This is a genomic window from Nocardioides sp. NPDC054178 (assembly GCF_055585005.1).
This window is the reverse complement of the sequence record NZ_JBVJKY010000010.1, coordinates 72,545-93,422: the sequence shown is the minus strand read 5'-3', so window position 1 is coordinate 93,422 and position 20,878 is coordinate 72,545. Positions and strand designations below refer to the sequence as shown.

The 20,878-nt window shown below is 71.3% G+C and carries 18 protein-coding genes; 6 read left to right on the top strand and 12 right to left on the bottom strand.

Annotated features, from left to right (window positions below; all coding sequences use genetic code 11):
* Positions 1–74: 74 nt before the first annotated feature.
* The gene (locus ACZ6WN_RS27805; protein ID WP_465869396.1) at positions 75–1,265 is read right to left on the bottom strand and encodes a GAF domain-containing protein; all 1,191 of its coding nucleotides are present in this window, start codon (positions 1,263–1,265) and stop codon (positions 75–77) included.
* 106 nt (positions 1,266–1,371) lie between these two features.
* Between ACZ6WN_RS27805 and ACZ6WN_RS27800 the strand changes: the two genes are divergently transcribed.
* Together ACZ6WN_RS27800 and ACZ6WN_RS27795 are read left to right on the top strand one after the other, a co-directional pair.
* On the top strand, positions 1,372–3,198 hold the full coding sequence (locus ACZ6WN_RS27800) for a flavin-containing monooxygenase (protein WP_465869395.1): 1,827 nt from the start codon (positions 1,372–1,374) through the stop codon (positions 3,196–3,198).
* A 95-nt stretch (positions 3,199–3,293) separates the two neighbouring features.
* Positions 3,294–3,842, top strand: coding sequence for a DUF4822 domain-containing protein (locus ACZ6WN_RS27795; RefSeq protein WP_465869393.1), 549 nt, complete (start codon positions 3,294–3,296; stop codon positions 3,840–3,842).
* Between the two features lie 31 nt (positions 3,843–3,873).
* Here the strand turns inward: ACZ6WN_RS27795 and ACZ6WN_RS27790 are convergent, their stop codons facing one another.
* Both ACZ6WN_RS27790 and ACZ6WN_RS27785 read right to left on the bottom strand, forming a co-directional pair.
* The gene (locus ACZ6WN_RS27790; RefSeq protein WP_465869392.1) at positions 3,874–4,551 is read right to left on the bottom strand and encodes a response regulator; all 678 of its coding nucleotides are present in this window, start codon (positions 4,549–4,551) and stop codon (positions 3,874–3,876) included.
* A complete protein-coding gene (locus ACZ6WN_RS27785; RefSeq protein ID WP_465869391.1) occupies positions 4,548–5,765 on the bottom strand; it encodes a sensor histidine kinase in 1,218 nt (405 codons plus the stop codon). Before ACZ6WN_RS27785 ends, ACZ6WN_RS27790 begins: the two co-directional genes overlap by 4 nt.
* 144 nt (positions 5,766–5,909) lie before the next feature.
* Between ACZ6WN_RS27785 and ACZ6WN_RS27780 the strand changes: the two genes are divergently transcribed.
* Entirely contained in the window at positions 5,910–6,659 is a 750-nt protein-coding gene (locus tag ACZ6WN_RS27780) for an SGNH/GDSL hydrolase family protein (protein WP_465869389.1), read from the top strand.
* 10 nt (positions 6,660–6,669) lie between these two features.
* Here the strand turns inward: ACZ6WN_RS27780 and ACZ6WN_RS27775 are convergent, their stop codons facing one another.
* From ACZ6WN_RS27775 to ACZ6WN_RS27760, 4 genes are all read right to left on the bottom strand, one after another.
* Positions 6,670–7,446: a class I SAM-dependent methyltransferase gene (locus tag ACZ6WN_RS27775; protein WP_465869387.1), complete on the bottom strand. Its 777-nt coding sequence runs from the start codon at positions 7,444–7,446 to the stop codon at positions 6,670–6,672.
* Positions 7,447–7,469: 23 nt separating this feature from the next.
* Entirely contained in the window at positions 7,470–10,232 is a 2,763-nt protein-coding gene (locus ACZ6WN_RS27770) for a DEAD/DEAH box helicase family protein (protein ID WP_465869386.1), read from the bottom strand.
* Between the two features lie 602 nt (positions 10,233–10,834).
* A complete protein-coding gene (locus ACZ6WN_RS27765; RefSeq protein ID WP_465869385.1) occupies positions 10,835–12,046 on the bottom strand; it encodes a multidrug effflux MFS transporter in 1,212 nt (403 codons plus the stop codon).
* 72 nt (positions 12,047–12,118) lie between these two features.
* Complete coding sequence (locus ACZ6WN_RS27760; RefSeq protein WP_465869383.1) at positions 12,119–13,402, bottom strand: hydroxyacid-oxoacid transhydrogenase; 1,284 nt, start codon at positions 13,400–13,402, stop codon at positions 12,119–12,121.
* A 138-nt stretch (positions 13,403–13,540) separates the two neighbouring features.
* On the opposite strand from ACZ6WN_RS27760, the gene ACZ6WN_RS27755 reads away from it, so the two are divergent.
* Positions 13,541–14,473 carry a TauD/TfdA dioxygenase family protein gene (locus ACZ6WN_RS27755; RefSeq protein WP_465869382.1) on the top strand — a complete coding sequence of 311 codons (933 nt, stop codon included), beginning with the start codon at positions 13,541–13,543 and terminating at the stop codon, positions 14,471–14,473.
* A 26-nt stretch (positions 14,474–14,499) separates the two neighbouring features.
* Here the strand turns inward: ACZ6WN_RS27755 and ACZ6WN_RS27750 are convergent, their stop codons facing one another.
* Together ACZ6WN_RS27750 and ACZ6WN_RS27745 are read right to left on the bottom strand one after the other, a co-directional pair.
* Positions 14,500–15,963 carry an RNB domain-containing ribonuclease gene (locus ACZ6WN_RS27750; RefSeq protein ID WP_465869380.1) on the bottom strand — a complete coding sequence of 488 codons (1,464 nt, stop codon included), beginning with the start codon at positions 15,961–15,963 and terminating at the stop codon, positions 14,500–14,502.
* A 16-nt stretch (positions 15,964–15,979) separates the two neighbouring features.
* A complete protein-coding gene (locus ACZ6WN_RS27745; RefSeq protein WP_465869378.1) occupies positions 15,980–16,300 on the bottom strand; it encodes a hypothetical protein in 321 nt (106 codons plus the stop codon).
* Positions 16,301–16,401: 101 nt separating this feature from the next.
* Here ACZ6WN_RS27745 and yaaA point away from each other — a divergent pair, with 101 nt between their 5' ends.
* A complete protein-coding gene (yaaA, locus tag ACZ6WN_RS27740; protein ID WP_465869376.1) occupies positions 16,402–17,193 on the top strand; it encodes a peroxide stress protein YaaA in 792 nt (263 codons plus the stop codon).
* A gap of 138 nt (positions 17,194–17,331) precedes the next feature.
* Here yaaA and ACZ6WN_RS27735 read toward each other — a convergent pair whose 3' ends face one another.
* Genes ACZ6WN_RS27735 through ACZ6WN_RS27725 form a run of 3 tightly spaced genes read right to left on the bottom strand, consistent with a single transcriptional unit; the run spans position 17,332 to position 19,598 of the window.
* On the bottom strand, positions 17,332–18,030 hold the full coding sequence (locus ACZ6WN_RS27735; RefSeq protein ID WP_465869374.1) for a histidine phosphatase family protein: 699 nt from the start codon (positions 18,028–18,030) through the stop codon (positions 17,332–17,334).
* The gene (locus ACZ6WN_RS27730; RefSeq protein ID WP_465869373.1) at positions 18,027–18,743 is read right to left on the bottom strand and encodes a zinc ribbon domain-containing protein; all 717 of its coding nucleotides are present in this window, start codon (positions 18,741–18,743) and stop codon (positions 18,027–18,029) included. Before ACZ6WN_RS27730 ends, ACZ6WN_RS27735 begins: the two co-directional genes overlap by 4 nt.
* Positions 18,744–18,800: 57 nt before the next feature.
* The gene (locus ACZ6WN_RS27725; RefSeq protein WP_465869371.1) at positions 18,801–19,598 is read right to left on the bottom strand and encodes a Nif3-like dinuclear metal center hexameric protein; all 798 of its coding nucleotides are present in this window, start codon (positions 19,596–19,598) and stop codon (positions 18,801–18,803) included.
* Between the two features lie 155 nt (positions 19,599–19,753).
* On the opposite strand from ACZ6WN_RS27725, the gene ACZ6WN_RS27720 reads away from it, so the two are divergent.
* On the top strand, positions 19,754–20,875 hold the full coding sequence (locus ACZ6WN_RS27720; protein ID WP_465869370.1) for an ABC transporter ATP-binding protein: 1,122 nt from the start codon (positions 19,754–19,756) through the stop codon (positions 20,873–20,875).
* Positions 20,876–20,878 lie beyond the last annotated feature (3 nt).

Sequence of the window (20,878 nt, the reverse complement as noted above, 5' to 3'; positions counted from 1 at the left end):
GCGTCAGCGCACATCGGGCTGGGGGCTGATCCCGGCGTACGACCTGGGGCTGATCGGCAAGGGTCGGCTCAGGGTCATCCCCGGGTGAGCGTGACCCCCTCGGCCAGCCGGTAGGGGTTGGTCGCGACCAGGGCGCCGATCGAGCGGCGCAGGCGGGAGACCTCGGCGCGCACGGTGACGACGTGCTCGGCGTCGCCGAAGACGGCCTCGCTGAGGCCGCGGGCGGTGAGTCCGGCGGGGCCGGCCCGGTCGACGAGGGTGAGGATCTCGACGTGGCGGCGGGTCAGGGTGGTGCGCCACCGTCCCGACTCCGAGACCACCTCGAGGGTGCCGTCGGGGTCGAGCCGGGCCGTCAGGCTGCCCGCTCCGGAGGCGCCGGAGGAGGTCGGCCGGACGAGCCAGCCGCGCTCGCCGACCCGCTCGGGCAGGCACAACCCCAGGCCGGGGACGGTCAGCATCTTGTCCTGCCGGGGCGCCGAGATCCGGTCGCGGGCGGCCATCCCGGCGTGGTGGGCGACCCAGCCGTCGTCGTCGACGACGAGCAGCGGACCCTCGACGCCGGAGACGACGTGGTCGGTCTCGCGGCGCAGCCGCTCGAGCCACTCCTGGTGGCGGCGCCACAGGCTCATCTCGGCCAGGCGCACGGCGCTCTCGACCAGGGCACCGATCGCCGGGTGCAGGGTGAGCGCGGGACCGCTGACGTCGACGACGCCGAGGAGGGCTCCGGTGCGGGGATCGTGGATCGGGGCGGCGGTGCAGTACCAGGGATGCTGGGCCTGCTCGAAGTGCTCGGCGGAGAAGAGCTCGACGGGCGCCGCCTCGGCCAGCGCGGTGCCGATGGCGTTGGTGCCGACCGCGCGCTCGGTCCACAGCGCACCTTCGACGAAACCGAGCTGGTCGGCGATCTTGAGCACCCGCGCCGACCCCGCCCGCCACAGCACCACGCCCTCGGCGTCGGTGACGACCATCAGGTACGTCGCCGCATCCGCGGCCGAGGTCAGCACCGCGCGCAGGTCGTCGATCACCATCGCCAGCGGCGAGCGGGCTCTCCTGGCCGCGCACTCGGCCGCGGAGGGCGTACGTCTGCCGTTGCTGCTTCCGGGCTCCAGGCCCATGCTCATGACGCGGCGCCAGGAGCGCTCGACCAGGATCCGGGGTGTGCTCGGTGGGCGGCCGCCGGACAGGACGGCGTCGTGGACGCGTACGAGGTCACGGGCGAGGCGCGGCAGGTCGGCTCCCGCCGGGACTGCTCCGGTCACTGTCATCTGGCGTCCACCTCCGACTCCGAGGGTAGGTCCTCGCTGTGACCCGCGCCACATGCAATCGGCTGCAACCCTTTCTCCCGCGCCCGCGCGGCGGTGTGCTGGGGGCATGACCCAGACACTCGAACCCACTCCCCCGGCCGTCCAGAGCGGACCGGCGCAGACCTGGCTCGCCGACTTCGAGGCCGCCCTGAAGGAACGCGACATCCCCCGGGCCGCCGACCTGTTCGCCACCAAGAGCTTCTGGCGCGACCTGGTCGCCTTCTCCTGGAACATCACCACCGTCGAGGACCCCACCGGGGTCACCGACCTGCTCTCGGCCACGCTGGAACGGGTCGATCCCTCCGGCTTCGCGCTCGAGGAGCCGGAGGCCACCGCGGACGGCGTGACCACGGCATGGTTCACGTTCGAGACCGCGATCGGGCGTGGCCGCGGACTGCTGCGGCTCAAGGTGGAGGATGACCGCCCCAAGGCGTGGACGTTCCTGACCACGCTCTACGAGCTCAAGGGCCACGAGGAGCCCCGGGGCGAACGTCGCCCGAAGGGTGCCGAGCACGGCGTCAACCGTGACCGGGTGACCTGGGCCGAGAAGCGGCAGGCCGAGGCGGAGACGCTGGGCCTGACCGAGCAGCCGTACGCGGTGGTCATCGGTGGCGGGCAGGGCGGCATCGCGCTCGGTGCGCGGCTGCGGCAGCTCGGGGTGCCGTCGCTGGTGATCGACCGCTACGAGCGGCCCGGCGACCAGTGGCGCGGGCGCTACAAGTCGCTGTGCCTGCACGACCCGGTCTGGTACGACCACCTGCCCTACCTGAAGTTCCCCGACAACTGGCCGGTCTTCGCCCCCAAGGACAAGATCGGCGACTGGCTGGAGTCCTACGTCAAGGTGATGGAGGTGCCCTACTGGTCCTCGACCACGGCGACCAGCGCGTCCTACTCCGATGAGGACGGGGAGTGGACGGTCACCGTCGAGCGCGGCGGGGAGGAGATCACGCTGCACCCCAAGCAGCTCATCCTGGCCACCGGGATGTCCGGCAAGCCGAACATCCCCGACCTGCCCGGGATGTCCGACTTCCAGGGCGAACAGCATCACTCCTCCCAGCACCCGGGGCCGGATGCGTACGAGGGCAAGCGGGTGGTGGTGATCGGGTCCAACAACTCCGCCTTCGACATCTGTGGGGCGCTCTTCGAGCACGGCGCCGACGTGACGATGGTGCAGCGGTCCTCGACCCACATCGTGAAGAGCGACACCCTGATGGACATCGGCCTCGGCGACCTCTACTCCGAGCGCGCGCTCGCCTCCGGGATGACCACCGAGAAGGCCGACCTGGTCTTCGCCTCGCTGCCCTACCGGATCATGCACGAGTTCCAGATCCCGCTCTACCAGCAGATGGCCGAGCGCGACGCCGACTTCTACGATCGTCTGGAGAAGGCCGGGTTCCGGCACGACTGGGGCGACGACGGCTCGGGCCTGTTCATGAAGTACCTCCGTCGTGGCTCGGGCTACTACATCGACGTGGGCTCGGCCGAGCTGGTCGCCGACGGGTCGGTCAAGCTCGCCCAGGGGCAGGTGTCCCACCTGACCACGTCCTCAGTGGTGCTCGAGGACGGCACCGAGCTCCCCGCCGACCTCGTCGTGTACGCCACCGGCTACGGCTCCATGAACGGCTGGGCCGCCGACCTGATCAGCCAGGACGTCGCCGACCGCGTCGGCAAGTGCTGGGGGCTGGGCTCGGACACCACGAAGGATCCGGGTCCGTGGGAGGGCGAGCAGCGCAACATGTGGAAGCCGACCCAGCAGGAGGCCCTGTGGTTCCACGGCGGCAACCTGCACCAGTCCCGCCACTACTCGCTCTATCTCGCGCTGCAGCTCAAGGCGAGGTACGAGGAGATCGAGACGCCCGTCTACAACCTGGCGCCGGTGCATCACCTGTCGTAGGGGCCTCTCGGAGGAGCACGGCATCATCCGATCGGCTATCCGATCGTGGCCCGTTGCCAGATGGCTGCGGGCCACGATCGGGCGATCGTTGAGGCATGAAGAACTTCTCGATCTCCACCAAGCCCGTCCGTCTCGTCGCCACCTCCGTGGCCGCCCTCGCCACCGCGGCCGTGCTCGCCGCGTGCGGCGCGACCGACGACGCCTCCTCCGGCTCCGAGCAGGCCGGTACGTCCCAGCAGGCCGCCGACTCGGCCCAGACCACCACCCCGTCCGACATCCTGGCCTCGACCGCTTGGGAGACCACCGGGGCGGTGGACCAGGACGGGAAGGACGTACCTCTGGAGGACGAGAACGTGTCGACCTTCGTCGGCTGGGCGTACTTCGATGCCGACGGCACGTTCACGATGTACGACCTCGACGACGCCCCGAAGATGCAGGGCGACTGGACCGTCACCGAGGACGGCACGACCCGCCACATCGTGGCCAAGGACGAGGACGGCGAGGTGATGTTCGAGCGGGACTCGGACATCGTCACGCTGACCGAGGAGGAGTTCACCTACCGCGTCTTCCCCGACGAGAACGACGCGTCGGTCTACTTCGACATCGTCCACACGCCCACCGACCACGCTGAGCCCACCAGCTGATCCGCTCCCCCGCTGACCCGGTCCCCCGGGGTCAGCGGCCGACCAGGCCGGTCTCGTAGGCCAGCACCACGAGCTGGACGCGGTCACGAGAACCGGTCTTGGCCAGCAGCCGGCCGATGTGGGTCTTCACGGTCGCCTCGGCGACCACGAAGGTCTCGGCGATCTCGGTGTTGGACAGGCCGCGGCCGACCAGCGCGAGCACCTCGCGCTCGCGCTCGGTCAGCGCCTCCAGCCGCCTCTCCACAGCGGGCCCGGCCGTTGCGGGAGCGGAGGCGGCGAAGTGCTCCAGCAGTCGCCGTGTGGTGCTCGGTGCGACGACCGAGTCGCCGGCGTGCACCGTACGGATCGCGCTGAGCAGGTCCTCGGGGCGGGCGTCCTTGAGCAGGAACGCCGCGGCGCCCGCCCGGATCGCGGCGAAGGCGTACTCGTCGAGGTCGAAGGTGGTCAGCACGATCACCCGGGGTGCGCCCTCGCGGCCGGCGATCAGACCGGTCGCCTCGACGCCGTCCATGCGGGGCATGCGTACGTCCATCAGGACCACGTCGACCTCGGTGCCGCCCTGGGTGAGTGCGGCGACGGCCTCGCGACCGTCACCGGCCTCGCCGACCACAGTCAGGTCGGGCTGGGAGTCGATGAGCATCCGGAAGCCGGCGCGGACGAGCTCCTGGTCGTCGACGAGAAGAACACGGATCGTCACGGCGCCAGTCATAGCGGAAGTCTTGCGTAGACACGGAAGCCGCCGCCGGGCGCCGGGCCGGTCTCGAGCGTTCCGTTGTGGGCGGTGATCCGCTCCTCCATCCCGACCAGGCCGAGGCCACCGGAGCGGCTCGCGTCCGCGGCGGCACCCCGGCCGTCGTCGGTGACCTCGATCTCGAGGCCGTCGCCCTCGGCCGTCACGCTGACCCTGGCCGCGGCGCCCGGGCCGGCGTGCTTGCGTACGTTGCTGAGCGCCTCCTGCACCACCCGGAAAGCGGTCAGCGCGACCCCCTCGGGCACCGCGAGGCCGGGCTCGGGAAGAGTCGCGACCAGCTCCATCCCACCTGCCCGGGTCTCCTCGACGAGCGTCGCGATGTCGGTGAGCCGGGGCTGCGGGCGGGTCAGGGTGTCGCCGTCGCGCAGCAGACCGAGCAGCTGCCGCATCTCGGCGAGCGCCTCGCGCGCGGTCTGCGCGACCGTCTCCAGCGCCTTGGGCGCCAGGGCCGGGTCCTGCTCGGCCGCGTAGCGCGCGCCGTCGGCCTGCACCACGATCACGCTCAGTCCGTGGGCCACCACGTCGTGCATCTCGCGCGCGATCCGGGCCCGTTCCTGGGTCGCCCCGAGCTCGGCGCGCTGCTCGGCCTCGCGCCGCAGCTGCTCGTTGCGCTGGATGAGGGAGTCGACGTACGCCGTTCTGGTGCGGGCCAGCGCGCCCAGCGCCCAGGCGGCGACGGGGAAGGTGGCGAGCGAGAGGACGACCGGGACGTACGTGCTCCACTCGACGCTTTCCTGGACCACCCCGTCGGGGACGGCAGCGTTCATCCAGTCGTAGGCGCCGAGGACGGAGCCGAAGAGGCCCACCGCGAGCGCGGCGAGTCCCCAGCGCGGGCGGGCGTACCGCGCCACCGAGTAGACCGCGATCGGGAAGGAGACCTGCGAGACCAGGGGGTAGTCGATGAGGAGCACCTGCAGACCGCAGGCACCGGCCACGATGGCGTAGACGATCACCGGGTGCCGGCGCCGCCACAGCAGCGGAACCAGCTGGACCACCACGAGCACCAGGTCGGCGACGTGGCTGCTGCTCGAGACGTCCTTGGCCGCGCCGCCGTTCACCATCGCCTGGATGGCGTAGAACGGGATGATCAGGAACAAGGTGCCGGCGAGCAGGACGTCGAACCACCATCGCCCACGCGGGCCGAGCCGCCAGGGGCGTACCAACTCCTCCACAGCCCCACCGTAGAGGAGCCGAGGCGGCTGCGACGTCAGCCCGGGGACGGATGTGAGGATCAGACCCCGGACGGACTAGAATCCAAAGGCTGGCAATGGATCTGGCAGCGGTTACTGGGCTGGATGACTGGGGTTGGAGGACTCGTGGAGGCAGTGCGCTACGTCGCGATCGGTGACTCGTTCACGGAAGGAGTCGGCGACGAGACCCCCGACGGTCACGTACGCGGCTGGGCCGACCTGGTCGCCCAGGGCTGGGCGGCGTCGGGGACTCCGGTGGAGTACGCCAACCTCGCCATCCGCGGCCGCCTGATCCGCCCGATCGTCGAGGAGCAGCTTCCCGCCGCGCTGGCGCTGAAGCCGACCCACCTCTCCTTCAACGGCGGCGGCAACGACATGCTCCGCCCGAAGGCCGACGCCAACGCGATCGCCGACTTCCTCCACCCGGTGCTCGAGGCCTGCGACGCCAACGGGATCACGCTGATCCTGCTCTCCGGCGCCAACCCCTCGGCCCGGCTCCCGCTCGGCAAGATCTTCCAGAAGCGCGGCGACGAGCTCTGCGACCTGGTCGAGCGGCGGGTCGCCCACCGCGAGGACGTCGTACGGGCCTACAACTGGCCCGACACCACCCTCACCGACGGCCGCTTCTGGTCCGAGGACCGGCTCCACATGAACGCCCGCGGCCACCACCGGGTCGCCGCCCGCGTCCTGGACTCGCTCGGCGTCGAGGTCCCCGAGGGCTGGTGGGACCTCGACTTCGAGGCCGCGGCCGGCAAGCAGGGCCTGGCCTACTACCGCGAGTTCGTCGGCCCCTGGATCCACCGCCGCCTCACCGGCCGCTCCTCCGGCGACGGCCGCACCGCCAAGTTCCCGACCTGGACCCCGATCGCCGGCTGACCTCCGGGGGTCAGAGTCGTCGAACGCGAAGCACGCAGGTCCTCATCGGGAGGGTGAACTCTCCCGACGTCTCCGACCTGGTGGCGAGGTAGTCCCGGACTCGGGCCAGCGTGGCCTTCCGCTCGTCCTCCGGCATGACCAGCATCCCGGCCCGGGTGCCGAGAGTCGCGACGAGCGAGTCCGAGGTTCGGAGCTGGCCGTGCGCGAACTCGGCCTGTTCCGGTGAGCCGAACCGGGGCGGCGCATCGGTCCGGGGCAGATGCAGGGTCGCCGTCTCGGTACGCCAGCTCGCTGGCGTGTCCCGAGGCCCGATCGCCGCGGGGCCACTGATCCGGGCCAGTCCGGCGACCCAGTCGACGCCGTCGTCCACGGTGTTCCACAACCCGGCGAGCACGCCACCGGGTGCCAGTACCCGGGCGATCTCGGGCCCGGCGAGCGCCATGTCGAACCAGTGCATCGCGTTGCCGGCGAGGACCACGTCGACGGATGCGTCCGGCAGCGGGATCGCCTCGGCGCTGCCCGGCAACGCCGTGATCGCCGGGAGTCCGCGCCGCAGCTCTGCCAGCATCGCCCGGTCGGGTTCGACGGCCGTGACGTCGAGGCCCATCGCAGCCAGGGTGGCGGTGAGCTTCCCGGTGCCGGCGCCCAGGTCGAGGACCCGCGGTCCGGGAGCGGGCTCGAGCGCCCACCGGACGGCGTCGCGGGCGTAGTCGGGGCGGTGGGCGGCGTAGGCGTCCGCCGCGGCTCCGAAGGATGACGCGTGCAGGTGGCGAACGTCCGAGTCCATGCGGGCAAGACTCCGGTACGTCGTCACGACTGACAACTCGATTGTTCTACGTGACGCCTCGGCCGACGGGGGTGACGCCTCGGCTTCAGGACCAGTGGCGGCGGATCACGGCGGTGACGTCGAAGGGGTCGGCGCCGCGCTGGACGGCCAGGAGCCCGGCACCCTCGGGAGAGCCGGAGTAGAGCAGGCCGGAGCCGCCGACCCAGTGCTCCCAGGCGGTGCGGAACGCCTTCGCGTCGGCGGCGCGACGGCCGAGGGCGGTGGGGACCGCGTGCCAGGCCTCGGCCTTCGCGCCGTGTCTGCCGGAAGCCCCCAGCCACAGTCTCTCGAGCGTGTCCAGCTCTCCCACGACCGGACGCGAGACCAGATAGCGGGGCGCGGCGATCGGCGCAACGGCCTCCTCGAGCGAGGTCGCGAAGAGCGCGGACTCCTCCTCGGGGACCCCGGCCAGGTGGAGCCGGTAGCTGCCGTCGGTGTCCACCGCGATCTCCAGCCCGTCGGCGCCCACCGAGGTCTGGCCGGTCTCGCGCAGCCCGTCGGCGACCGCCGCCGCGACGGCGCCCACGCTCGGTCGCCGACCCGATCCGGGTGCCGTCGCGATAGACGTACGCCGCCCACAGCGCCCACAACGCACCAGTCACGCCACCCAGCGCCGCAGCGATCCCGCCGCCCGAGACGATGGCGAGGACCAGGCCGATGGTCAGCAGGACCGCGGGCGCCAGGACGGGCTTGGCCGGCAGCCGCCACTCCGGGACACGCCCCTGGAGCAGCCGGAAGCCCGGTGGGCGTGGCGCGAGGACGACTCCCGCCGGCGCACGCAGCACACCGGCCCTGCGCAGCCGGATCCGGACGGTGCGGCCGGCGACGTCGGCGTACGGCTCCCCGATCCGCCACCGCTCCCGGATCGCGGCGCGGTCCTCGGATCGGGCGACCATGCGGGCGTTGACGGCGTCGAAGTCGGACTCGGTTGGTGCGGCGTACGGGGAGAAGGACTCGTCGATGTGACCGACGCCGTCGACGACGGAGCCGTCCTCGTCGGCGCCGAAGAAGCCGGTGTGCTTGCGGACCAGCCGCTTCCAGTCGTTGTCGCCGCGCGGGTGCTCCTCCTCGACGCAGACGACGGTCCAGTTGACCGCGACCTTGTCGGGCCGCCCCGGATCCGTACGCAGCGACCGCCCGCGCAGCTGCACGACCGCGGTGGTGGTCGTGGCGGCGGTGAGATCGACGATCCCGGTCACCGACCGGGCGTCCCAGCCCTCCCCGAGCAGCCCACGGGTCCCGACGAGCACCCGGCAGCCGCCGGCCTCGAAGAACCGGGTCACGTGCATGACCCACTGCCGGCTGCTCCAACGCCCCACGAGCGTGGCGTACGCCTCCGCCTTCTCGACGGCCAGTCCCTCGGCGAGAGCGGGGTCGGTCTCGGCGATGTGTGCCACCAGCGCGGCGAGGGTCGCCGGCGGACCTGCGACGGTGGCGCCGGTGACCAGCAGGACATCGTCGTGGGACGCGCACAGGGTCGCGAGCACCGCCCGCGCCGAGCCGGACTGCTCGGCGATCACCCCGCGCAGATCGACCGGCAGCGTGGCCGTGGCCCGCTCGTGGTCGGTGACGACGAGGAGCCGCAGCGAGTCGCCGTGCGCGAGCCGCTCGTGATCGACGATGGCCGCGGTCGCGGTCGTCTTGGCCTGCGAGCGCGCGAGCACCCGGTCGACGGGCGATCGACCGGCGCGGATGCCACGGCGGGTCAGCGCGTAGCCGACCGCCGGGAGCGCCTGCTTGATCGCGGCCAGCGCCTCCTGGTCGGCGGCCTCCTCGGAGGCCACCAGATGTCCACGCACCCAGTCGCCGATGAGCATCACCCAGTCCTCGGCCGACGGGTCGCGTCGGTGCGCCTCGGTCGGGCTCGCCCCCTCGGGCAGGGCGAGCAGCCCGCGGTGGTGGGCTCGTAGGGCGGCGGTGGCCAGGTCGGGCGAGGCCTTGGCGAGCTCGGCCCAGGAGGGCGCACCGTCCGACCGCGCCACGAACCGCCGGTCCAGCCAGGTCAGGAACGGCACGCTGCCCAGATCGGCCGAGGTCAGTGCGGTGAGCAGCTCCTCGAACCGCTCCGCGCTCCCCCGCAGCCACTCCCGCTCGCCCGGCGTCGGCGCGGTCAGCCAGACCAGGTCGGCGAACGGCGCCAGGTCGCCCTCGCGCACCACTGCCGGGATCGAGGTCGAGAAGACGACCTCGCCGAACAGCGTCGCGACCAGCGCCGACTCCTCCTTGGTGAGCGCCTCGGGAGGAGTCGCGGTCAGCCCCAGCACCCGCGCGTCCGGCAGCAGCTGGAGGATCTCGCCCAGCAGCTCGCCCCAGACCTCGAGCAGATGATGGCACTCGTCGAGCACGAGCAGCAGCGGCCCGGCTCCTCGCAGCGCGGCGACCAGCGCCCGGCCGTTGTCGTGCAGCCTGGCCAGGTGGCTCTCCCCGGTCTCCGCCTCGTCGTCGGGATCGCCGAAGACCGCGACCGACTGGTAGGTCAACGAGGTCAGCGACGCGTCCAGTCCGCGCCACGAGGACGCCTCGATCCCCCGCGCGGCAGCCTGCCGCAGCCACTGCCCCTGGATTGCCGTGTTGGGGCTGAGCACGACGACCTTCGCCCGGTCCTCGATTGCCTCCCGCGCCGTCTCCAGCCCGACCAGCGTCTTCCCGGCCCCCGGCGGCAGCACCACCCACGCCCGCGACCGCCCCGCCTCCCAGGCCGCACCCAGAGCGGACAGCGCACGCTGCTGATGAACACGGAACTCCACCCCGCGAAGCCTAGTCAGCGCCGAGAACCACAGCCGCCGAGGCGTCACGTACGTCGGACGAGCCGTCACCCGCGCCGGCCGAGGCGTCACCCCCGTCGGCCGAGGCGTCACGTACGTCCGACGAGGCGTCACGTACGTCCGACGAGGCGTCACGTACGTCCGACGAGGCGTCACGCCTGCTGGCCGAAAGGCCACGTACGTCGGCCGAGACGTCACCCCACCGACCGAGGCGTCACGTATGTCGAGCGAGACGTCAGCTCGGCGGCCGAGACGTCACCCTCGCCGGCCGAGAAGTCCCGTACGTCGGCCGAGACGTCACGTACGTCGAATGAGAAGTCACCGCCGTCGACCGAGGGGTCACCTACGTCAGCCGAGACGTCACAGCGCTGCCCACTCGCCCGACCTAGGAGACTTCTCGCCCGACCTAGGAGACTTCTCGCCCGACCTAGCTGACGTCTCGCCCGACGTACGTGACGCCTCGCCCGACCTAACCGACGCCTCGCCCGACCTAACCGACGCCTCGCCCGACCTAACCGACGCCTCGCCCGACCTAACCGACGCCTCGCCCGACCTAACCGACGCCTCGGCCGAGGACGGACGGCTCAGGCGGCGGTGGCGAAGGCCGCCTCGGACTCGGGGTTGCGGGCGACGGAGCGGCGGGCGAGGGAGAAGGCGAGCGCGCCGAGGACCGAGGTGACCACCATGGTGATGGCCAGGGGTACTGCGGTGTGCTCGCCGGCGACGGCGCCGAGCGGGGAGGCGAGGCCACCGCCGAGGAACATGATGCCGCCCATCAGCGCCGAGCCGGCGCCGACGGAGGGCCGCGCCTGCTCGATGGCCAGGGCGCCGGTGTTGCCCATGATCAGGCCGACGCAGGTGGTGACGACCAGGATCGGCAGCAGGATGAGCGCCTTCGGCACCGGCAGCAGCGCGACGACGAGCACGAGCATCGCGCCGATGGCCAGGACCGGCTGCGCCGAGCGGATGATCTGCGCCGGGTGCACCTGCCGCTTGGCCAGCCGCGCCGAGACCAGCCCGGCGACGGTGAGGAAGGCGGCGTTGACGGCGAACCCGATGCCGTACACGGCCGCCGACGTGCCGATCACCGACTGGTAGAGGAACGAGGAGGAGGAGACGTACGTCATCAGGGTGGCGAACGTGAGCGACTGCGTCAGGGTGTAGCCGAGGAAGGCGGGCTTGGCGAGGAGACGCCCGAGATCCGCGTACTCGACCCGGGCGGTCCGGCGCTCGGCCGGCAGGCTCTCCCGGATGACCAGCAGCACGCAGACGACCTGCGCGACCGCGATCGCGGCCACGATCCCGAGCACGCCGCGCCACGGCACGAACCCGGCGATGGCGCCGCCGATCACCGGAGCCAGGATCGGCGCGATCCCGCTGATCGACATCATGATCGACATCGCCCGGGCAGCGGCGAAACCGTGGAGCACGTCGGCCACGATCGCCCGCGCCATCACGATCCCCGCCGCGGCGGCGAGCGCCTGGACGAATCGGGCCGCGATCAGCAGCTCGACGCTCGGTGCCAGCGCGGCCAGCACGCCGGCGACCGCGGCCACGACGGAGCCGATCAGCAGCGGCCGCAGCCGGCCGAAGCGGTCAGAGATCGGACCCCAGGCGATCTGCCCGAGGGCGAGCCCGATCAGGAAGGCGGTGAGGGTCAGCTGCACGTTGCTCGCAGCGGCGCCGAGGTCGGAGCCGATCTGCGGGAAGGAGGGTAGGTAGAAGTCGATCGCAAGCGGCGCGGATGCCGAGAGCAGGGCGAGTGCGAGCAAGAGCCGCGGCGGGACTGACGTCACCGAGGAGACCTCCGAAAGAGTTTTGGTTGAAGAAGACAACCAACGAAACGCCCTCGCCCCGCCGGGCATTCCTCACCAGAGCGTGATGGACCTCTCGAAGATCCCGGTCAGGTCCTCCGCCGACGGCTGCTTCGGCGCGGTGGCGAGCAGCCGCTGCTGCTTGAGCGCGCCCTCGACCAGATCCGGGATGTCCGCGGAGACGTAGCCGACCTCGCCGATCCCCGCCGGGATCCCGATGTCGCGCATCAGGTCGGCGAGCACCCGAGGAAGCACGTCACGCGGCTCCTCCTTCGACTCGTCGAAACCCGGCGCCAGCAGCCGGGCCGCACGGAGGTGTCGCTCGGGAGCGGCGTCGAAGGTGTAGCGGAACGCCTCCGGGGCCGTCAGCGACACCGCCATCCCGTGCGGCACCAGCGCCTCGTCCCCGGGGTAGTCCGCCGGGTGGAAGTCACGCACCCGCCCGGCGATCGGGTAGGCGCACGCGTGCGGGATGTGCACCCCGGCGTTGCCGAAGCCCAGGCCGGCGAAGGTCGCCGCGAACGCCATGTCGCCGCGGGCGAGGGAGTCGTCGCCGTGCGCGACGGCCTGCCGGAACGAGCCGGCCAGCAGGGACAGGCCCTTCTCCGACCACATGTCGGAGATCGGGTTGGCGCCGCAGTAGGGCACCCGCTGGGCGGGCTCCTTGCGGTCGTAGGAGGTGTAGGGGCGCGCGGTGTAGCTCTCCAGCGCGTGACACAGGATGTCCATCCCCGACGCGGCGGTCACCCCGGCCGGCTGGGTCATCATCAGGTCGGGGTCGACGACGGCCAGCGTCGGCCGCAGGCGCGCGTGCGAGATCCCGGTCTTCACCTTGAGCGAGAGCACGTCGAGCACGCACACGGTGGTCGACTCCGCCCCGGTCCCGGTGGTCGTCGGCACCGCGACCAGCGGCAGCAACGGATTCGCCGGCGCGAGCCCGCGGCCCACCGGAGCATTCAGATAGTCCTCCAGCGAACCGTCGTTGGTGATCAGCAGGTTGACCGCCTTGGCGGTGTCGATGCTCGACCCGCCCCCGACCGCCACGATCGCGTCGAACGGCCCGTTCTCGCGAGCGAACTCCACCGCCGCCCGCATGCTCTCGTCGGTCGGCTCGACGTGCACGCCGTCGAAGACCACGGCGGTGACGTCGTACGCCTTCATCTGCTCGGCCACCCGCTGCGGCAGTCCGGTCGCGGAGATGCCGGGATCGGTGACCACGAGGGCGCGGCGGGCGCCCAGCGACGCGAGGTCGTAGCCGATCTCGGCCGATGCGCCGGTGCCGAACTTGAGCTGCGGGGAGCCATAGGTGAACACGGTCTCGGGTGTGGCGAGCGTCATGAGCGCACGATATCGGCCGCCTCCATCGGCATCACCGGTCGGAGCGCCCAAACATCTCGTGAGACACCGGTGGTCTTAAGTCATGTATTTCACTAGACTTTATTCAGATCGAATCGACGCCGTCAGAGGAGACCACGCATGACCATCACCGAAGCATCACCCGTCAACGAGCTCACCGTCCACAAGGTCGGCGGCCGGATCGGGGCCCGCATCGACGGCGTCACGCTCTCCGGCGACCTCCCCGCCGAGACGATCGCCGAGATCCGGTCCGCGATCCTGGAGAACAAGGTCGTCTTCTTCCGCGGTCAGGACCATCTCGACGACCGCGCGCAGATCGCGTTCGGCGAGCGCCTGGGCCCGCTGACGACCGCCCACCCGACCGTGAACACCGGGAGCGCCCGCGTCCTGACCCTCAAGGCCAACCGCGGCATGGCCGCCAACTCCTGGCACACCGACGTCACCTTCGTCGACCGGCCGCCGGCGTTCTCGATCCTGCGCGGTGCCGAGATCCCCGAGTACGGCGGCAACACCGTCTGGGCCAACACCGCCACCGCCTACGAGCGGCTCCACCCCCAGCTCAAGGCGCTGGTCGACAACCTGTGGGCGGTCCACTCCAACGACTACGACTACGTACGCCCCGACGAGGCTGCGTCCACCGACGACGTGGCCGCACGCAAGCGGGAGGAGTTCGTCTCGACGATCTACCGGACCGAGCACCCCGCGGTCCGGATCCACCCCGAGACCGGCGAGCGCACGCTCGTCTTGGGCCACTTCGTCAAGCACTTCAGCGGCCTGAACCAGAAGGAGAGCGCGATCCTCTTCAACCTCCTCCAGGACCGGGTCACCGCCCTGGAGAACACCGTCCGCTGGCACTGGCAGCAGGGCGACGTCGCGATCTGGGACAACCGCGCCACCCAGCACTACGCCGTCGCCGACTTCGACGAGCTGCCGCGCGAGGTGCGGCGCATCACCGTCCAAGGTGACGTACCCGTCTCCATCGAGGGCGAGCACAGCCGGGTGATCGAGGGTTCGGCCGAGGTCTACAACCGTCTCGACGAGCTGATCTCCTGACCGACGAACGACGCACGCCCGGGAGGTCAGGCGAGGGTGAAGCCGACCTTCCGGGCGACGACGTCGGCCGTCTCCAGCCGCACCTGGACCTCCTCGCCGAGCGGGAGGGCCGTCGCGCCCGTGACCCGGGCCTCGATGGCCGGCTCCTCGACGGTGATCGAGCCCTTCTGCTTGTCCTCGTCGTCGACCTCGACCACCACCGCGGCGAAGGTCTCCCCCACCCGCTTGGACAGCAGCCCGGCCTCGACGAGGTCGACGACGCCACGCTCGTAGGCACCGCTGGCGCGCGAGGAGGAGCGCATCGTCTCCGGCAGGGTGGTGAACGCGCTGGTGACCCACTCGGGAACCGGCTCGTCGGCACACAGCGCCAGGCAGACCTCGCCGGCGTAGCGGTCGATCAGCCGGCGCAGCGGGGCCGTCACGTGCATGTACTCGTTCGCCAGCGCCGAGTGCTCGGTCAGCTCGGGAAGCTCGCCGTTGAACGAGGCGTACCCGCTCCCGCGCAGCAGCCGGGTGCACGCGATCGCCATCGCGGCGTGCTTGCCGTTCCTGCCGTCGAGCGAGCGGATGAAGTCGGGGTAGAGCATCTCCGCGGGCCACTCCAGCCCGAGCGCGCGTGCGGTGCGGTGCAGGCGCTGGACGTCTCGGGGGTCGGGTTCGGGGAGGGTACGCAGCAGTCCGACGCGGGCGTAGACCATCAGGTCCGCCGCCGCGAAGCCGGTGAGCAGCGAGATCTGGGCGTTCCAGTTCTCGACGGGCAGCAGGTCGCGGTACTCCAGCGACCAGCGATCGCCCTCGACCGAGATCTCCTGGTCGCGCAGCGGCAGGTTCACCCCGCCACGGGCGGCTTCGAGGGCGATCCGCTTCTCGCCGATCTCCTTGAGCAGCTCGAGCGACTCGGCGTAGTCGGCCTCGCCGAACCCCTCCCCGTCGAACATCTTCTGCACACCGGCGTAGGAGAGCTTGGCCCGCGACCTCACCAGCGCGCGCTCGACGACGGTGTCGGTCCCCTCGCCGGTCGGATCGAGCCGGTGGGTCCACAGCAGCGCGGGGCGTACCTGGTCCGGGAGCAGCGAGGCGGCGTCCTCGGAGAGCACCTTGGGGTGCAGCGGGATCTTCGCGTCAGCGGCGTAGAGCGTCTCGCCGCGCTTGTTGGCCTCCAGGTCCACGGGGTCGCCCGGCGTCACGAAGGCCGCCACGTCGGCGATCGCGTAGTGCACCACGTAGCCCTCGCCGTCGCGCTCCAGGTGGAGCGCCTGGTCGAGGTCCATCGACGTCTCGGGGTCGATCGTGACGAACGGCAGGTCGGTGCGGTCCAGCTCGGGAAGCCTCGGGGCGGCCGCCGCGGCGGCCGCGGCCGCCTCCACCTCCGGCGGGAACTCGGGGGTCACTCCCAGCTCGGCCTGGAGCGCGGCGATCCCGTCTCGGAGCGTGGCGGCGGCGACACCGTCGTCGGCGCTGGCCACCCGGATGATGCGTGCGGAGCCCATGGCCGAACTGTAGTTGCTACTTCTTCTTGGAGGCCTTGTACGCCTTGTGCAGCGCGGCGGCGTCCTTGCCGAACGCCTTCGGGTTGCCCTTGAAGGCCGCGAACTGGCCCCACAGGTCCTTCTTGGCCCCGTTGTACGCCTTCGCCGACCTGTCGATCCTGGCCAGCGCCTTGCGCTGGGAAGAGGTCAGCGACCGCTTCGCCCTGAGATGCTCCGAGCGGGCCCTGGACTTCTTCGAGAGGTCCTGGATCATCCAGAACGCCCCGAGGACGATGGCCACGAGGAGGATGGCCCCGAGGTTGGGCCCGGAGGTGGGCTCGGCGGCCAGGACGATCATGATGGCAACGTAGGCACGCGCGTTATCCCAGGTCACGGACCCTTTGAAAGATACCCAATCCTCGATTCGGCCATCCCGGCGCCGGGCGGCACCATAGTCCCGTGCTGATCCTGCTGCCGCCCTCGGAGGGCAAGACCGCGGCCGTACGCGGCAACCCGCTCGCGCTCGACGACCTCCACCTCCCGGTGCTCAACCCGGCCCGCGCCAAGGTCATCGACGCGCTCGTCGAGCTCTGCAGCACGCGCCCGGAGGAGGCCGTCGACATCCTCGGCATCCCGAAGACCCAGCCCGAGCTCGTCACTCTGAACGCCGGACTGAACGATGCCCCCACCGCGCGCGCCGACCGGATCTACACCGGCGTCCTCTACGACGCCCTCTCCCCCGCGACCCTGTCGCCGGCCGCCAAGCGCCGCGCGACCGGCCGGGTCATGGTGACCAGCTCCGTGTTCGGCCTCGTCGGCCTGGCCGACCGGATCCCGGCGTACCGTCTCTCGGGCGACACCACCCTCCCCGGCATCGGCGGCATCCAGGCACACTGGCGCGCACACCTCGGCGCCGGGATGACCGAGGCCCTCGGCGACGGCCTGCTCGTGGACCTGCGGTCCGGGACGTACGCCGCGTTCTGGCGCCCCGACGCCGAAGGGTCGAGCACCGTGCCCGCCCGCACCGCCACCGTCCGCGTGCTCCACGAGCACAACGGGCAGCGCAAGGTGGTCAGCCACTTCAACAAGGCCACCAAAGGCCGCCTCGTCCGCGCTCTGCTCGAGTCCGGCGCCAACCCCCGTACCCCCGCCAAGCTCGCCGAAGCCTTCCGCGACCTCGGCTGGAGCGTGGAGGAAGGCGCCCCGACGAAGAAGGGCACCCAGCTAGACGTGATCGTCACCGAGATCTGACAAGAACCCCGCCGAGTCGGCGCGTCTGTCCCATCCAGGACCGTCGAGTCGGCGCGTCTGTCCCACGACGATGAGACAGACGCGCCGACTCGGCGCTGGAATCCGGGACAGACGCGCCGACTCGGCGTCAGTTCAGCGTCAGAAGGTGCCGGTGGCGAAGGGGTCGCGGGCGACCGGGAGGCCGTTGAAGAGGCGCATGGAGGCGCGGCCGTCGGCGTAGAAGGAGACCACGGTCACCGATGCGGGCGAGAGCTCCATCTTGAAGACGCCGCTGATCGGGGTGCCCAGCGCGTGAGCGACGATCAGCTTGATCGGCGAGACGTGGGAGGTGACCACGACGGTCTGGCCGGCGTGGGCCTCGAGCACCCGCGAGAGCCCGTCGAGCACCCGCGCCTGGGCGGCGTCGAACGACTCCCCGCCAGGCGGCGCGACCGCGGTCGCGCCCATCCAGGTCTTCATCTCGTCGGGGAACCGCTCGGCGACCTCGGCGAAGGTGAGCCCTTCCCACTTCCCGAACTCGATCTCCGCGAACGCCGGCTCCTCCTCGAGCCGGGCGCCGAGCGCGCCGGCGAGGATCTCACCGGTCTCGGCGGCCCGCAGGACCGGCGAGGTCACCACGGCGTCGACCGCGGGCGCGAGCGGCTTGAGCCACTCCGCGGTCAGTAGCGCCTGCTCGCGGCCCTCCTGGGTCAGCGGTGGGTTGTCGCCGCCGAGCCCGCCGGAGAAGGCCTTGGACGCCGTGTGCTTGGTGACGCCGTGGCGTACCAGGACAAGGGTCGTCGCGGCCGCCCCCGCACTCCATCCACGCGAGGCGGACGACGTGGACGACGTGCTCACAGGCCGGACTCGGCGGTGCGGACCAGGATCCGGGAGCACTCCTCGCAGCGGACGACCTCGTCGGCGGCGAGGCCGCGGATGCGGGAGATCTCGGCGGGGTCGAGCTGGAGGTTGCAGCCGCCGCAGCGGCGGGCGCGCAGCTCGGCGGCACCGACACCCATCTTCGAGCTCAGCCGGTCGTAGAGGGCGAGGAGGTCCTCGGGGATGCCCTCGAGCGCCGGCGTCCGCTCCTCGGCGACCCCGGCGAGCTCGCCGTCGATCTTCGAGGTCTCGACATCGACGGAGTCGACGGCGACCGCGAGCTTCTCGGTGATCTCGGCGAGCTCGGCCTCGAGCCGGGTCACGTTCGCCTGAGCCTCCTCGAGCTGCTCCATGACCTCGAGCTCCTCGTCCTCGAGCACCGAGATCCGGCGGTCGAGGGTGGCCAGCTCGTGCTGCATGCGCTCGAGGTCCTTGGCGCTGCTGATCGCTCCGGAGTCCATCCGCTCCTGGTCGCGCCGGCGGCGGGTCTTGACCGCCTCGACGTCGGCGTCAGCCTTCTTCTGCACGCGCTCGAGGTCGTCGCGGGTGACCCGGGCGTCGCGTACGGCATCGTCGGTGGTCTTCTTCGATGCCTGCAGCTCCGCCACGACGGCGGCCTGCGGCAGATGCGCACGGCGGTGGCGAAGCTGGAGCGCACGCGAGTCGAGCTCGCAGACGTCGAGCAGCTTCACCTGGGCGAACGGGTCGGCTTTCAGCGGATTCTCCTCAGCTATTCACACACGATGTTCTTACAGACGCAGCGTCCACGGGTCGGTGACGATCTCCGAGACCCGGGTCTCCACCGTATCTCCGAATGCCTCCCGAAGTCGCCTCGCCAGGACAGGCAGCCAGGTCCACTCCGCCGCCCAGTGCGGGATGTCGATCAGCGCACCGCCCTTCTCGAGGAACTCCGAGGCCGGATGGTGGCGCAGATCACTTGTCACGTAGACGTCGTACGCAGCCACCTGGTCGAGCAGGAAGTCACCCGCACCACCGCACAGTGCCACCGAGGACACCGGCCGGTCCAGGTCACCCGCGACCCGGATCCCGGCCGCGGTGGCGGGCAGCGCGGCGGCCACCGACTCGGCGAAGGCGCCGAGCGTGGTCGGCTCCACGGTCCCGGCCCGGCCCGTCCCGACCTCGTCGGTGAGCCCCGGCACCAGCGGCCGCAGCGAGCCCAGCCCGAGCGCGAGCGCCAGCGACTCCGAGACCCCGCCGAGCGCCTGGTCGGCGTTGGTGTGCGCGGTCAGCAGGGCACACCGCGCGGAGACGAGCGTCGAGAGCGTACGCCCTTTGGGGGTCGTCGGCGCGAAGCCATGCACCCCCTTGAGGAAGAGCGGATGATGGACCACGACCAGGTCCGCACCCCAGGCGGCCGCCTCCTCGGCGACCGGGAGGGTGGGGTCGACGGCGAGAAGCACCTTCGAGACGGGCTGCGAAGGCTCGCCCCAGACCAGCCCGACAGCATCCCAGTCGTCGGCGGTGGCGGGCGGATACCAGTCGTCCAGCAACGAGGTGACGGCAGACAGTGACGGCGGGGTCGGCATGGTGTAAACCCTAGATCCCGCCACCGGGCCCACACCCAGCGGCAGCACCTAGCACGGAATCCAGTTCGTAACCGTTCTTTTACAACCGATTCCGTACTTTTCCCGGAATCTTGTGGTGGAATGCAGCGCTAAGTGAACAATCGACTGGAGCAGCGATGACCACGAAAGCTACCCCGGACCCATCCTCCGGCTCGGTGACGATCAACGGCCTGACCAAGACCTATGGCCAGGCCACGGCGGTCGACGGCCTCGACCTGGAGATCCGGGCCGGTGAGTTCATCTCGCTGCTCGGTCCCTCGGGCTGCGGCAAGACCACGACGCTGCGCATGATCGCCGGGTTCGAGAAGCCCGACTCCGGCAGCATCGTCATCGGCGGCAAGGACGTGGTCAGGCTCGCGCCCTATCAGCGCGACGTGAACACAGTCTTCCAGGCGTATGCGCTGTTTCCCCACAAGTCGGTCGCGGAGAACGTCGCCTACGGTCTGCAGCAGCGCCGGACCCCGAGGGCCGAGGTCCGGGAGCGGGTCGTCGAGGCGCTGCGGATGGTGCGCATGCTCGACTTCGCCGACCGTTCACCGACCCAGCTCTCCGGCGGCCAGCAGCAGCGGGTGGCGCTCGCCCGGGCACTGGTCAACAGCCCCGGCGTCCTGCTGCTCGACGAGCCGCTGGGCGCCCTGGACCGCCAGCTGCGCGAGGAGATGCAGCTCGAGCTCAAGCTCCTCCAGTCCCGCCTCGGCATCACCTTCGTCTTCGTCACCCACGACCAGCACGAGGCGCTCGCGATGAGCGACCGGATCGCGATCATGCGCGCCGGGCGGATCGAGCAGCTGGCCGACGCCGACACCGTCTACAACCAGCCCGCCAGTGCGTACGTCGCCGGCTTCGTCGGCCAGCAGAACTTCCTGCAGGGCGAGGTCAGCGCCGACGGCACCACCGTCGAGACGCCGTTCGTGGTCGTCGAGGGTCCCGCGAAGCCCGACGGCAGGCCCGGCGAGCCCCACCAGGCAGCGATCCGCCCGGAGCTGATCTCGATCGGGCCCGCGAACGGGACCGGCACGGTCGCCGAGGGCCTCAACTCCGTCGCCGGCGAGGTCCTGCAGGTCTCCCCGCTGGGCGAGGTGATCCAGTACCTCGTCAAGGTGACGGAGGAGACGAGCCTCCTCGTCCGCCGCCCCACCCACGGCGCCGCCCGGCTCGCCCCCGGTGACCAGGTCCTCTGCGGCTGGGCCGCCGAGGACGTACGTCTCTTCCCCCTCGACACACCAGACCACCGCTAGGAG